Source organism: Mesorhizobium sp. C120A, assembly GCF_030323105.1.
Classification (GTDB): Bacteria; Pseudomonadota; Alphaproteobacteria; order Rhizobiales; family Rhizobiaceae; genus Mesorhizobium.
On sequence record NZ_CP100476.1, the window covers coordinates 4,654,387 to 4,668,561 of the forward strand.

Consider the following 14,175-nt stretch of genomic DNA (forward strand, 5'->3'; position numbering starts at 1 on the left):
GACATTCGTGGTGCCATGCTGTCTATCGATCCACTGATCCTCTTCTACACAACGTTCTTCAGCAAACCCGTCGATATCGCGTCGATACAGTGCGAAATGCCCGGGCGGTGGACACTGGACAAACGACGGATTTCCGAGGCCGCGGCAGTCGTCTTCCATATTCCGAACTTTCGCGAAGTTGGCGATGCCTACAAATACCCTGGTCAATATTGGGTCGCCTGGTCGATGGAATGCGGCCAAAACTACAAGCGACTTGCTGACCCCAAAATCATGCGGCACTTCGATATCATCATGACGCATGAATCCCGGTCCGATGTCTGGGTACCCTACCTTCCGCGTGCGGTGTGGTGGAAAGATGCGCTGGCCAGACCAATCGTGCCGAAAACGGAAGAAGCGCCGGTCGCACTCTTCCAGTCGGCCGGCCTGAATTATAGCGGCCGTGTCGATTTGGCGAACGAACTGGCGCGCCACATCAAGATCGATTCTTATGGCCGATATCGCAACAACCGATCGGTCTCTGGCCCCGATCTGGGCTCGAAGACCAAGATCGAAACCATTGCGCGGCACAAATTCTGCCTGGCCATGGAGAACTCGATCGAGGCCGACTATGTCACCGAGAAAATCTATGACGCGTTCATGGCGGGCACGGTGCCGATCTACCTTGGCGCTCCCAATGTGGACGAGTTCGTTCCGGAGCACTCCTTTATTGACGCCAGTGCCTTCGCCAGCGCCAGCGATCTTGCAGCCTATCTCCAGCACCTGATCGCAACGCCGCAAGACTACGAGGCTTATTTCGACTGGCGCTCAAAGCCATTGCCCGACAACCTCGTCAAACGGGTGCAATCATTGGAAACACCCGCGTTCTGCAGACTGATGAGCGTCGTGCGCCAGCGTCTGGAGGCGCGGACAAGCAAGCCTTCCGGACGGCGAACACTTCCGTTCGGCTATAGATCCTATCTCAGGACAAAGCTGCGCCGTTGGAGGAAAAAGGTTCCGAGCTGACGGTCCGCGATCAGGCGCGCTTTCAGCAAAATACGGAGAACAAAGAGCGTCTCTTGCGACGTCGAGACGGCTTCGACCTTGCCGCCATGCATCTTGGAAATCTCCGAGGCTATGTGGAGGCGCTCCCAGGGTGGACTTGAAATTCTCGGTTTCGCGATCCGAAGCTCGATCCGGATGCGATGCCGGATTTTGGTCGGGAAACTGAACAGAAGGACAAGTGCATAAGCTACCTCATCGCTGCTGTTGCCAGTGAGACGCCGGCACGGATGGTAGTTTGTGTGGCAGTGTCGCTCGTAGGTAGAGTAGGTAGACATGAATTGCGCATTGCTGATCCTGGGGGAAGTTTGCGTAGAGCAATCCGCCAGCTCGACATGATCTTATCGAGCTAAATCCGCAAGTTTCCGTCCACTTCATGGGATCAAGCCGCACTGAGGAGCAATTTCCTTCACACGAAAGTGGAGGGTGCAGGATCCCGAAGGCCGGCGCTACTGCTTCAACCGATTTACTGCCTGCCGGCCGCAATCTCTGCTTGAAGGCCATTGTGCAACGCGATACGCCGTTGCCGAATTCGATCGTCGGAGAGATAAGTGACCGCTGCCAGTACCAGAACCGAAACCGACACGTTCGGCCCCATCGAGGTTGCCGCCGACCGTTACTGGGGCGCGCAGGCGCAGCGTTCCCTCGGCAATTTCAGGATAGGCTGGGAAAAGCAGCCGGCCTCGATCGTGCGTGCGCTCGGCATCGTCAAGCGAGCGGCGGCGGAAGCCAATATGGAGTTGAAGCGGCTCGATCCGGCAGTCGGCAAGGCGATCATCGAGGCGGCGCAAGAGGTGATCGACGGCAAGCTGAACGATCATTTCCCGCTGGTCGTCTGGCAGACCGGCTCGGGCACGCAGTCCAACATGAACGCCAACGAGGTGATCTCCAACCGGGCGATCGAACTTCTGGGCGGCGTCATGGGCTCGAAGAAGCCGGTGCACCCTAACGACCACGTCAATATGAGCCAGTCGTCGAACGACACCTACCCGACAGCCATGCACATCGCGTGCGCCGAGCGCATCGTGCACGATCTGCTGCCGGCGCTGAAGCATCTGCACGCTGCGCTCGAGGTCAAGACGAAGGCCTTCGCCCACATCATCAAGATCGGCCGCACCCATACGCAGGACGCGACACCCCTCACGCTGGGCCAGGAATTTTCCGGCTACGCCGCGCAGGTGGCCTCTTCGATCAAGCGCATCGAGATGACGCTGCCCGGCCTGCAGGAACTGGCGCAGGGCGGCACCGCCGTCGGCACCGGCCTCAACGCGCCGGTCGGCTTTGCGGAAAAGGTGGCGGCGCGCATCGCCGAAATCACCGGCATTGCCTTCGTCACCGCGCCGAACAAGTTCGAGGCGCTCGCCGCGCACGATTCCATGGTGTTCTCGCATGGCGCCATCAACGCGGCGGCCGCCGCCCTCTTCAAGATCGCCAACGACATCCGCTTCCTCGGCTCCGGCCCGCGCTCGGGCCTCGGCGAACTGTCGCTGCCGGAAAACGAGCCGGGTTCCTCGATCATGCCTGGCAAGGTCAACCCGACGCAGTGCGAGGCTCTGACGCAGGTCTGCGTGCAGGTGTTCGGCAACAACGCCTCGCTGACCTTCGCCGGCAGCCAAGGTCATTTCGAGCTCAACGTCTACAACCCGCTGATGGCCTACAACTTCCTGCAGTCGGTGCAGTTGCTGGCCGACGCCTCGATCTCCTTCACCGACAATTGCGTCGTCGGTATCGAGGCTCGCGAAGACAACATCAAAGCCGCGCTTGACCGCTCGCTGATGCTGGTGACGGCGCTGGCGCCGACGATCGGGTACGACAATGCCGCCAAGATCGCCAAGACCGCGCACAAGAAGGGCACCACCTTGCGCGAGGAAGCACTGGCTACTGGGCTGGTCAGCGAGGCAGACTACGACCGCCTGGTACGGCCCGAAGACATGACGCATCCGGGTTAAAGCGATTCCAGGGAAAGTGCCTTGCGTTTCCTCGGGAAGCGCGCAGCCCTTCCTCTTGGGAATTGCGTCAACTAGAAATCCGAATCGTGTGGCGGGACAATTTGCTCCCGCCGCTGCTGGCAGCGACAAGAATTTTGCGTCGGTCGAACGATCCCGAAATGTACGTGCTGTGAACAATGTGTCGCCGGACTGGCGGCTTTGGTGAACAGTCGGCTTGGTCTATCTGACGAGGCATCAACCCTTTTTCGGAGAGCCACCATGTCCATCAACACTTCCGCTGCCGGCGCCGGCATCGCGTCCAACAGCTCCACCACCGTCCTGCTCGGCCGCATCCTGCTCGCCGCCATCTTCCTGCTTTCCGGCTTCGGCAAGCTCACCGCCATTTCCGGCACCGCCGGCTATTTCGGCGCCATGGGCCTGCCGGTGCCGACCATAACGGCCATTGTCGTCGGCGTGATCGAATTGCTCGGCGGCCTTGCCGTGCTCGTTGGCTTTCAGACCCGCATCGCCGCCTGGGTGCTCGCGGTCTTCACCATCGCCTCGGCCTTTGTCGCCCATACCGGCTGGGCCGACCAGAACCAGATGATCCATTTCCTGAAGAACGTCGCCATCACCGGCGGCTTCCTGCTGCTGGCTTCCTCAGGCCCTGGCACCTACTCGATCGACGCCAAGCGCGGCTGAGCTTTCCCTTCCCAAGCCTGAAAAAAGCGGCGTGGAATTTTCCACGCCGCTTTTTCGTTGTCTGCCCAAGCGCACGCTCGACCCATCCCTGCTAGGATCGGTCTCGAAACAGCCGGCGGACAGACAACGGAGATGACCATGCCCCGCGATGCATTGCTTCTGATTTCCCGGCTGCTGCTCGCCGTCCTGCTCGTTCCCTCCGGCTACCACGCGCTCGCCGACATTGCCGGGACGACCGGCTATTTCGCCGGCCTCGGCATGCCATTGCCGATGCTTGCCGCCTGGGGCACCGGGCTGTTCGAGTTGATTGCCGGTCTCTTGATACTGGTCGGCTTTCAGACGCCGGTCGTTGCGATACTTCTTGCCGCTTTCTGCATCGTTGCAGGCTCCATCGGCCACTACGGCCAGGGCGGCGATGACCCGATGCTCACCTTCCTGCACCAGCAGATGCTGATGAAGGATATTGCTATCGCCGGTGGATTCCTGGCGCTAGCCATGGCCGGCGCCGGGGCCTTGTCGATCGACGGGCGCCGCGCCGCGGTCTGATATCGTCAAATATCGTCCCAGGTTGATCCCTCGCCGAGGCAGGTCGACCCCCACTCCGTCTCGGCTCCGCCGAGCCACCTCTCCCCCGATCGACGGGGTAGAGGAAGGGCTCGAGCCTATTGCCGCCAACGCTTTCCAACGAGGCTCCCTTCCTTTCCCTCCGGAGGGGAGGTGGCGGTGCGAAGCAGCGACGGATTGAGGAAGCCGGTCCTCGAACGCGAGGCCGACGACGACATGGTTTTGCTGTCAGGCCGCGCCTACTTCACCGACACGCTCTGCCCACCCTCGACCGCCAGCACCAGCCGGCGGTTGGTGATCCGCGCCAGTTGCGCCAGCCGTCCGGCCGGGCGTTCGCCGTAAAGATCGGAAAGTGAGGCCGGCAGCACCAGCGCCAACGTGCCATTGCCGCGGTTTTCCCATTTCAGCCGCGGCATGACGCCGGGCATGGCCGCAGTCAGCAGATAGACGACGCGCAGCACCGCCGCCAGGATGCGGGCTCGCTCGAGATAGCGCGGCGTCGCCAGGCCGCGGATTTCCGGCGCCGCATCGTTGAACACGCCTTCGTGGCGGAACAGGCCGACCAGCGCCAGGAAGGCACGGCCGGGGTGATCGACGCCAATGAAGGAGGCGTGGGCAATGATGTTGAGCGACTGCTTGCCGCGATATTCCGGGTGTGCGCGCCAGCCTATATCGGCCAGCAGACAGGCAGCGTGGCGATAGCGCGCCTCATCCTCCGTCTCGTCGATGCCGAAGGCGGCAAAGGTCTTGTCCGTCCATTCGACAAGCTCATGCGCATGGGTGACCGAGCGCGACCGCAGCCGCGCCAGTTCCTCCGAAGCGGAGACCAGCGGATCGGCCTTCTGCTCGGCCGGGTCGAGCAGCGAATAGAGAAAGCCTTCGCGCACTCCCAATGCCGAGACGATGATCTTCGACGGCTGCATCGCCGCCATGATCTCCTGCAGCACGACCGCGCCATAGGGCAGCAGTGAACGGCGGTTCTTCGACACGCCTTCGATGCCCTTGACCTTCTCGATCTCGCCTTTCGCCACCTGCTTCAGGAAATTGGCGGCGCTGTCGACACCGATCTCATAGTGGTGCATGACGCCAAGCGGGTAGTTGGTCATTTCCATGTGCAGCCGGGCAAGGTTTCGCCAGGTGCCGCCAACGGCGTAGAAGGGCCGTCCCTGCCCGCCCTTCAACATTTTGGCGCGCGCCAGTTCGTCGCGGGTGATCTTTGCCGCCTGGGCGAGCGAATTCCTGGCCATGTCCTGCAGCCGCAGGCCACCCAACGGCAGCGTGATGCCGTCGCCGATCGCCTCGCCATTGATGTCGATAAGCTCCAGGCTGCCGCCGCCAAGATCGCCGGCAATGCCATCGGCGGGGTGGAAGCCCGAAATGACGCCAAGCGCCGAATAATGGGCCTCCTGCCGGCCAGTGAGCACGCGGATCTCGGTCTTGAGCACATCCTGGGCGCGATGGATGAAGTCGGGTCCGTTGATCGCTTCGCGGGCCGCGGCCGTTGCCAGCACAAACATGTGCTCCGCACCCGCCTGGTCGGAGAGCGCGCGGAAACGGCGGAACTCCTCCATCGAGCGCGTCACCGCCTCGGGGTCGAGCTTGCCGGTCGAAACGATGCCGCGGCCGAGGCCGGCCAGCATCTTTTCGTTGAACAGCAAGGTCGGCGAGCGCGCCAACCCTTCATAGACGACAAGGCGGATCGAGTTCGAGCCGATGTCGATGATGGACAGCGGCCGGCGATCCTGCAGCCGGCCTTGGGACGTTGAAATCATCAGCCGGTGTTCTTCTTGCGACGCTTGAACTGCGCGATGCGCTTGGGCGCATGCGACTTCAGCGCGTCACCCCGTCCCGACAGGCTCGGATTGGTCATGAAATATTCCTGCGCGTTGAACGGTTCCTCACCCTCCTCCAGCACGACGCGCCGGGAGGTTCCGTCAGCCAATACGTCGAAACTTTGCTGGTTGTCCATGATGTTGCCCAGCATGATCTGGCCAAGGATCTGTTCATGCACCGTTGGATTGGTGATCGGCACCATGGTCTCGACGCGGCGGTCGAGATTACGTGGCATCAAGTCGGCCGAGGCGATGTAGACGATCGCCTCGTCCGACGGCAGGCCATGGCCGTTGCCGAAGCAATAGATGCGGCTGTGTTCGAGGAAGCGGCCGACGATCGACTTGACCCTGATGTTTTCCGACAGGCCGGGCACATGCGGCCGCAGGCAGCAGATGCCGCGCACGACGAGATCGATCTCGACGCCGGCACGGCTGGCGTCATAGAGCGCGTCGATGATGTTGGGGTCGACGAGCGCGTTCATCTTCATCCAGATGCGCGCCGGACGGCCAGCCAGCGCGTAGGCGACCTCGTCGGCAATGTGCTTGAGGATACGGCTGCGCAGCGTAAACGGCGAGATGGCGATCCGCATCTCATCCGTCGGCTCGGCATAGCCGGTGATGAAGTTGAACAGCTGGGCGACATCGCGCGCGATCGTCGGATCGGTGGTGAAGAAGGACAGGTCGGTGTAGATGCGCGCGGTCACCGGATGGTAGTTGCCGGTGCCGAGATGGACATAGTTGCGCAGCTTGCCGTCCTCGCGCCGCACCACAAGCGACATTTTCGCATGGGTTTTGAGTTCGAGGAAGCCGAACACGACCTGGACGCCGGCGCGTTCGAGGTCGCGCGCCCAGCGGATGTTGGCTTCCTCGTCAAAGCGCGCCTTGAGCTCGACCAGGGCGGTTACCGATTTGCCGGCCTCGGCCGCGTCGACCAAGGCGCGCACGATCGGGCTGTCGTTGGAGGTGCGGTAGAGCGTCTGCTTGATCGCCACCACCTCCGGGTCGGCCATCGCCTGGCGCAGGAACTGGACCACCACGTCAAAGGATTCATAGGGGTGGTGGACGACGATGTCCTTCTCGCGGATGGCCGCGAAACAGTCGCCGCCATGCTCGCGAATGCGCTCGGGAAAGCGTGGATTGTAGGGGGTGAACTTCAGGTCGTCGCGCGGCACGGCGACGATCTCGGAAATCTGGCTGAGCGCCAGCGGGCCGGTCAGAACGCTGATGCGGCTCGAAGAGACGCCAAGCTCGCCGGCGACGAACTCGCGCAATTCGCCGGGCATCGACTTGTCGAATTCGATGCGGATGACCGAACCGCGGCGGCGCCGCTTCAGCGCCGTCTCGAACAGGCGCACGAGATCTTCCGACTCTTCCTCGACCTCGATATCGCTGTCCCGGATGATGCGGAACGTGCCGGAACCCTTGACCTCATAGCCGGGGAACAGCTTGCCGATATAGAGGCCGACAGCCTCCTCCAACGGAATGAAGCGAACGTGCTGCTTGCGGTCGGGCAGACGGATGAAGCGCTTCAGCGCCACCGGCAGGCGCAGAAGCGCGCTCATCTCCTCGCCATTCTTGCGATGGCGCAATTGCAGCGCCATCGAGAAGCCGAGATTGGGAATGAACGGAAACGGATGCGCCGGGTCGATCGACAGTGGAGTCAGCACCGGGAAAACCTGGTCCTGGAAATGGTCTTCCAGCCAGACTTTTTCATCCTTGGTCAGTGCGTCGCGGGTGATGCTCTCAATGCCTTCCTTGTTGAGCAGCAACATCAGCGCCGAAAGGCTGTTCTGCTGGTCCTCCTGCAGCCGCTCGACCTCGCGCAGCAATTGTTCCAGCTGCTGCTCCGGCGTGCGGCCGTCGGGGCTCTTGAGCGCAATGCCTTCGCGCACCTGGCCCGCAAGGCCGGCGACGCGGACCATGAAGAATTCATCGAGATTGGCGGCCGAAATCGACAGGAAACGGACGCGTTCGAGCAGCGGATGGTGCTCGTTCTGCGATTCCTCGAGCACACGCCGGTTGAACTGCAGCCAGGAGAACTCACGGTTGACGAACCTATCGGGGTTGCCGCCGTCGGGGCTCGCCACCTCGACATTGATGAATTCGCTCTGCACCGGCTTCAGTTCGTTCATGGTTCCTGCTCTTCCCCGCCAACCGTCCCTTGGAGCGCCGCTGGACGTGCCATGCCTCTAACACGCTTTTGTAACGCATGACCCTTCGGCGAAAACCATTCCGATTTCAGGGACATGCACTTAACCGGCTCACCGTATCCTCTGACAGGCTTTTGCGACAGTTTCATTTCATCGATCTTGCAAACAGGCCTGTTATGTTCCAGATGCTTTTCGACGAGATCAAGGAGACGACGATGGCAGGCGGTTCCATTCCCCATTTCCAGAACGATGCGGGCCATCCGGCAATCGACATCGGCGTCAAGGAATTCATGTGCACCGGCGCCAACCCGCCCTTCGACCACCCACATGTGTTCCTCGACATGGGCGACGACAATGAAAAGGTCTGCCCGTATTGCTCGACGCTCTACCGCTATTCGGCGAAGCTGAGGGCGACGGAAACGCTGCCGGCTGGTTGCCTTTATATCGACCAGGCCGCCTGATCCTTCCGCGACAAGCCCGATGGAAGACATAAGGTCCCGGCAGGTCATAATCGCCGGGGCCGGCATCGCCGGGCTGACCGCCGCCCTTGCCTTCGCCGGACGGGGTTATCCGGTAAAGCTTATCGAACAGGCACAGCACCTAGAAGCGGCCGGCGCCGGCATCCAGCTTTCGCCCAACGCAACACGCATTCTTCGAAAACTCGGCGCGCTCGACCGGCTGTTGCCGGCAGCGTTGCGGTCGGAAGCGGTCGTGCTCAAGGACGCCCGGACGCTGCGCGAACTGGCGCGGGTACCGCTCGGGCACGCCGCCGAAGCGCGCTGGCAGGCGCCCTATCTTGTCGCCCATCGCGCAGATGTGCAGGCAGCGCTGTTGGCGCAAATGGCTGAACGGCCGCAGATTGAGCTCATCACCGGCGCCCGCGTGACCGGCATCGTCAAAGACGCGCAATATGTCGCCGTGACCGCCGAAGTGGACGGCCGCGAGATCGAGGCACGCGGCAAACTGCTGGTCGGCGCCGACGGCGTCTGGTCGGCGGTCAGGGCGCAACTCGCAGGCGAGGACTTCGTCAAAAGCCGTTTTTCGGGCGAACTCGCCTGGCGAGTCACGATCGCGGCCGAGAGCGCCGCCGGCGAAGCCTTTGTCGCGATCGGCGCCGCCGACTGCGTCACCACGTTCCTGCATCCAGGCTTCCACATGGTCGCCTACCCCGTCAGCAAAGGCCGGGCCTTCAATCTCGCCGCCTTCACCAAGGGTGAGCGCATGGCCGAAGGTTGGTCGGGCCATGCCGATCCTGCGATCCTCACGGCTGCCCTGCGCGGCACCGCGCCGGGCCTGACGAAGCTTGTGGCACTGGCCGGCCCATGGACGGCCTTTCCGATCCACACCGTCGAACAGAAGCGGTGGACGAGCCCGCAGGGCATCGCGCTGATCGGCGACGCCGCGCACGCGATGACGCCGTTTGCGGCGCAAGGTGCCGCGATGGCGATCGAAGATGCCATCACGCTTGCCGAGGCTATCGCCGATTTCCCTGGCGATCTGCCCAGAAGTTTTCGAATCTGGGAAAATCTTCGGCGGCCGCGTGTCGCCAAGGCCGCGCGTCGTGGGGCCGTAAACCGCCTCGCCTGGCATGCTGCCGGCCCGGTGGCGATCGCCCGCAATCTGTTCCTGGCCATGCGCTCGCCCGACAAGCTCGCCGCCGACCTCGACTGGCTCTATGGATGGCGAGCGGACACTCGGCAGTCTAGATCGTCGACGTAGCGATCCTTCCCACCCCTCTGTCCTGCCGGACATCTCCCCCGCAAGGGGGGAGATTGGATGTCGCCGTCGCCTTCGCCAAAATCGCCGGCGTTGCAGCACGAGCGCCGCGGGCAAAACGGCTGATCTCCCCCCTTGCGGGGGAGATGGCCGGCAGGCCAGAGGGGGGTGCTGTCCCGCTGACTTCAAAAGATCCAACACTGTCGCGGTGCGATGAAGGACTGCTAGTTATAAAACCGCATCGACAAGCCCAGCGAGGCCGGCAGCGGGTTCCACCAGCCGGTGCGCAGGCCGGCGGTGCGCAGGCCGGCGGCTGTCCAGGTGTTACAGCCGACAAGCGCGTTGAAATGGCCGTTCGCCTCGAAGAAGCGGTCGAAGCTGGAATAGGCGGCGTTCTCGATGACGACCGGACCATGCGGCCCTTGCTGGAAACTCGCGTCGATATAGTTGAGCAGCGCTGCAAAACGTTCCTCATCGATGTCGAAACCGGTGACAGCAGGGTGCGGCTCGGCGATGGTCCCGGCGATATCGACATGCATGACCGAGGCGTCCAGTGTCAGCGCCTTGAGGACGGGCACTGCTTTCAGCTGCGACCAGCTCGGCGTCTCCAGATAGAAGGCCCGGCCGCCCCAGCCAAAGACGATGTAGCGCACTTCCGGGGCGTCGACAGGGATGCCGGCAGCGACCAGGAAATGGAAGCGCCGGCGCACCTCGTCATCGACTGGAATGGCGATGTCGGTGTGGATCGGATTCTCCAGCACCAGAATATGGCGCGTGCCCTCACCCGCCGCTGACGCCGGCCACAGCGGACGCGGCACCAGCGTGCCGAGCGCGGCAGCGAGCGCGACCACGATAATCAGCATGGCCACGAAACGCAGGGCTTTTCTCATGCGGCGGCGGCTTTGTGTTTCAATGGAGAAGATCAACCCCCCAGATAGCAAAAGAGCCCGGCCGCATTACGGCCGGGCTCTTTTGGTTCGCATGAAAATGCTCAGTGCAGGATCTGCGACAGAAACAGCTTCGTGCGCTCGTGGCGCGGATGGTCGAAGAACTCGGCCGGCGTGTTCTGTTCGACGATCTGGCCCTGATCCATGAAGATCACCCGGTTGGCGACTTTGCGGGCAAAGCCCATTTCGTGAGTGACGCACAGCATGGTCATGCCTTCCTCGGCCAGGCCCACCATCGTCTCCAGCACTTCCTTGATCATTTCGGGATCGAGCGCCGAGGTCGGCTCATCGAACAGCATGATGCGCGGGTTCATGCACAGCGAACGCGCTATCGCCACGCGCTGCTGCTGGCCGCCCGACAGCTGGCCCGGATATTTGTTGGCCTGTTCGGGGATCTTGACGCGCTTGAGGAAGTGCATGGCGATTTCCTCGGCCTGCTTCTTCGGCGTCTTGCGCACCCAGATCGGCGCCAGCGTGCAGTTCTCCAGGATGGTCAGATGCGGAAACAGGTTGAAGTGCTGGAACACCATGCCGACCTCGCGGCGCACCTCGTCGATCTTCTTGAGATCGTTGGTGAGTTCCTTGCCGTCGACGATGATCTTGCCCTTCTGGTGCTCTTCCAGCCGGTTGATGCAGCGGATCATGGTCGACTTGCCCGAGCCCGAAGGACCGCAGATGACGATGCGCTCGCCGCGCATCACCTTGAGGTTGATGTCCTTCAGCACATGGAACTCGCCATACCATTTGTGCATGCCGATGATGTCGATTGCGACATCGGTGGTCGAAATGTGCATCTTCTTGGCATCGACCTTGATCTCTTCGGCGCTGACGGCGTTTTCTATGACCATGGCAGGTTCCCCTTTTTGTTCTGTCTTTTAGCTATGATGCATGTCGTTGTCCCAAAACCGCTAAACACTTTTGGGCGACATGCATCAACGTTTGTGGCCGGTGTCGAGCCGGCGTTCCGTGTACATCGAATACCGCGACATGCCGAAGCAGAACAGCCAGAAGACGAAGGCTGCAAAGATGAGACCGGATCTCGCGGTCTGTGGGGTCGCCCAATTGGCGTCCGAGAAGTTCTGCTTGACGACGCCAAGCAGGTCAAACATCGAGATGATGATGACGAGGCTTGTGTCCTTGAACATACCGATGAAGGTATTGACGATGCCGGGGATGACCAGCTTCAGTGCCTGCGGCAGCACGATCAGCACCATCTTCTGCCAGTAGCCCAGGCCAAGCGAATCCGCACCCTCATACTGGCCCTTGGGGATCGCCTGCAGGCCGCCGCGCACCACTTCGGCCATATAGGCGGCGGCAAACAGCGAGACGCCGATCAGCGCCCTGAGATATTTGTCGAACGAAACCCCGGCGGGCAGAAACAGCGGCAGCATGACGCTGGCAAAGAACAAAACGGTGATCAGCGGGATGCCGCGAACGAACTCGATAAAGACCACGCACAGTGTCTTGACGATCGGCATCTTGGAGCGCCGGCCAAGCGCCAGCACGATGCCCATCGGCAGCGACACGGCAATGCCGACAAAGGACAGGCTCAGCGTCACCAGCAGCCCGCCCCATAGCTGGGTCTCCACATGCGGCAGGCCGAAGATGCCGCCGACCAGGAGCACGAACGCGATGATCGGCAATGCCAGGAATAGAAGAATGGCGTTCAACCCCTTGCGCGGCACGCGTGGCATCAGCAACGGCACCAGCAGCGCCACGAACAGGACGGCGACCAGGATCGGCCGCCAGCGCTCTTCCAGAGGATAGCGGCCAAGCATCAACTGGCCGAACTTCGCGTTGACGAAGGCCCAGCAGGCGCCTGACCAGCCGTCCGGCTGGATGCCGCCTTGCGCCACCGTGGCGCATACAGTCCGGTCCGGCCCCGTCCACTGGGCGTTGATGAAGGCCCAGTTGACGACGGGCGGCACGATCATCACCACCAGCGCAATAGCCACTATAGTCAGGATGACGTCGCCCACCGAACCGATCAGGTTCTTGCGAACCCAGGCCAAAGGCCCCCGCACGCCGGCCGGGGCTTGTTGAGCGAGTGCCATTTCGGTCCGCACCCAGGAGGTATCATGTTCCTGCATGGTCTTACCTCTCCACCAGCGCCATCCTGGCGTTGACCACATTCATCACCGCCGACGTCACCAGGCTGATGATGAGATAGACGACCATCATGATCAGCACACCCTCGACCGCTTGACCGGTCTGATTCAGCACTGTGCCGGCGATCGCCGTCAGGTCGGGGTAACCGATGGCAATGGCCAGCGACGAGTTCTTTGTCAGGTTGAGATACTGGCTGGTCAGCGGCGGGATGACGATCCGCATGGCTTGGGGAACGACGACAAGCCGCAGGATAGATCCCGGCCGCAGCCCCAGGGCGCCAGCCGCTTCGGTCTGACCCTTGCTGACGCCGAGAATGCCGGCGCGCACGATCTCGGCGATGAAGGAGGCCGTGTAACAGGACAGCGCCAAATAGAGAGACAGGAACTCCGGCCCGATCTGAAAGCCTCCGGTCAGGTTGAAGGTCGATTGCTTTGGAAAGTCGAAGCTCAAGGGAAAGCCGCTCAGCGCATAGGCCAGGAGCGGAAGGCCGACGATCAGCGCCGCCGAAGTCCAGAATACGGGAAACTGCTGGCCGGTTGCCATTTGCCGCTGGCGTGCCGTGCGCGCGACAAAAAAAGCCATGGCGATGCCGACAAGCAAGGCGACAAACATCAGCCAGGAGCCGTCGCCCCAGATAGCGCGCGGAAAATAGAAACCGCGTTGGTTGAGGAAAGAGCCGAACGGCAAATTGAAACTGTCGCGAGGCGCCGGCAGTACCGCGAGCACGCCTGAATACCAGAAGAAGATCACCAGCAGCGGCGGGATGTTGCGGAACACCTCGACATAGACCGTGCAAATCTTGCGAACCAGCCAGTTGCGCGATAACCGGCCGACGCCGACAATGAAGCCAATGATGGTCGCGGTGATAATGCCGGCAACGGCGACGATAATGGTGTTGATAAGCCCGACGACAATGGCCTGGCCATAGGTCGAATCGGAATCATAAGCGATGGGCCTGACTGGAATGTCAAAGCCTGCTCGGTTGTTCAGGAAGCCAAAACCGGAAGTAATATGCAGGCGCTGCAGGTTGACGATGACGTTGTGGACGATCCACCAGACGCCCGCCACCAGCAAGATGACAACCACCGCCTGGAAGAAAAACCCGCGGACTTTCGGATCGTTGATGAAGGAACCGCGGCTCGGCTCCTCGCGAAGAACTTCCTGCGATGCCATTGCTCATCCCCTGGAA

At 61.9% G+C, this 14,175-nt stretch carries 12 protein-coding genes; 6 read left to right on the forward strand and 6 right to left on the reverse strand.

The window, feature by feature from the left end; translation table 11 throughout:
• The first annotated feature begins 15 nt into the window (after positions 1 to 15).
• The 4 genes from NL532_RS22645 to NL532_RS22660 all read left to right on the forward strand — a co-directional run bounded on the left by NL532_RS22645 (position 16) and on the right by NL532_RS22660 (position 4,214).
• Complete coding sequence (locus tag NL532_RS22645) at positions 16 to 1,002, forward strand: glycosyltransferase family 10 domain-containing protein (RefSeq protein ID WP_023828897.1); 987 nt, start codon at positions 16 to 18, stop codon at positions 1,000 to 1,002.
• Between the two features lie 587 nt (positions 1,003 to 1,589).
• Positions 1,590 to 2,987, forward strand: coding sequence for a class II fumarate hydratase (gene fumC / locus NL532_RS22650; RefSeq protein WP_023828896.1), 1,398 nt, complete (start codon positions 1,590 to 1,592; stop codon positions 2,985 to 2,987).
• 258 nt (positions 2,988 to 3,245) lie between these two features.
• Positions 3,246 to 3,668: a DoxX family protein gene (locus tag NL532_RS22655; protein ID WP_023827233.1), complete on the forward strand. Its 423-nt coding sequence runs from the start codon at positions 3,246 to 3,248 to the stop codon at positions 3,666 to 3,668.
• A gap of 138 nt (positions 3,669 to 3,806) precedes the next feature.
• The gene (locus NL532_RS22660) at positions 3,807 to 4,214 is read left to right on the forward strand and encodes a DoxX family protein (protein WP_023828895.1); all 408 of its coding nucleotides are present in this window, start codon (positions 3,807 to 3,809) and stop codon (positions 4,212 to 4,214) included.
• A 257-nt stretch (positions 4,215 to 4,471) separates the two neighbouring features.
• Here the strand turns inward: NL532_RS22660 and ppx are convergent, their stop codons facing one another.
• Both ppx and NL532_RS22670 read right to left on the reverse strand, forming a co-directional pair.
• Entirely contained in the window at positions 4,472 to 6,004 is a 1,533-nt protein-coding gene (gene ppx, locus NL532_RS22665; RefSeq protein ID WP_023827231.1) for an exopolyphosphatase, read from the reverse strand.
• Complete coding sequence (locus NL532_RS22670; RefSeq protein ID WP_023827230.1) at positions 6,004 to 8,196, reverse strand: RNA degradosome polyphosphate kinase; 2,193 nt, start codon at positions 8,194 to 8,196, stop codon at positions 6,004 to 6,006. Before NL532_RS22670 ends, ppx begins: the two co-directional genes overlap by 1 nt.
• 233 nt (positions 8,197 to 8,429) lie before the next feature.
• On the opposite strand from NL532_RS22670, the gene NL532_RS22675 reads away from it, so the two are divergent.
• Complete coding sequence (locus NL532_RS22675; protein WP_023705697.1) at positions 8,430 to 8,675, forward strand: zinc-finger domain-containing protein; 246 nt, start codon at positions 8,430 to 8,432, stop codon at positions 8,673 to 8,675.
• A 19-nt stretch (positions 8,676 to 8,694) separates the two neighbouring features.
• Positions 8,695 to 9,933, forward strand: coding sequence for an FAD-dependent monooxygenase (locus tag NL532_RS22680; protein WP_023827229.1), 1,239 nt, complete (start codon positions 8,695 to 8,697; stop codon positions 9,931 to 9,933).
• Positions 9,934 to 10,154: 221 nt separating this feature from the next.
• Here NL532_RS22680 and NL532_RS22685 read toward each other — a convergent pair whose 3' ends face one another.
• The 4 genes from NL532_RS22685 to NL532_RS22700 form a co-directional block, all read right to left on the reverse strand.
• Positions 10,155 to 10,820, reverse strand: coding sequence for a TIGR02117 family protein (locus NL532_RS22685; protein ID WP_023827228.1), 666 nt, complete (start codon positions 10,818 to 10,820; stop codon positions 10,155 to 10,157).
• Between the two features lie 101 nt (positions 10,821 to 10,921).
• The gene (locus NL532_RS22690) at positions 10,922 to 11,725 is read right to left on the reverse strand and encodes an amino acid ABC transporter ATP-binding protein (protein ID WP_023671483.1); all 804 of its coding nucleotides are present in this window, start codon (positions 11,723 to 11,725) and stop codon (positions 10,922 to 10,924) included.
• A gap of 84 nt (positions 11,726 to 11,809) precedes the next feature.
• The gene (locus NL532_RS22695; protein ID WP_023828894.1) at positions 11,810 to 12,967 is read right to left on the reverse strand and encodes an amino acid ABC transporter permease; all 1,158 of its coding nucleotides are present in this window, start codon (positions 12,965 to 12,967) and stop codon (positions 11,810 to 11,812) included.
• 4 nt (positions 12,968 to 12,971) lie between these two features.
• Positions 12,972 to 14,159 carry an amino acid ABC transporter permease gene (locus NL532_RS22700; RefSeq protein ID WP_023671481.1) on the reverse strand — a complete coding sequence of 396 codons (1,188 nt, stop codon included), beginning with the start codon at positions 14,157 to 14,159 and terminating at the stop codon, positions 12,972 to 12,974.
• Positions 14,160 to 14,175 lie beyond the last annotated feature (16 nt).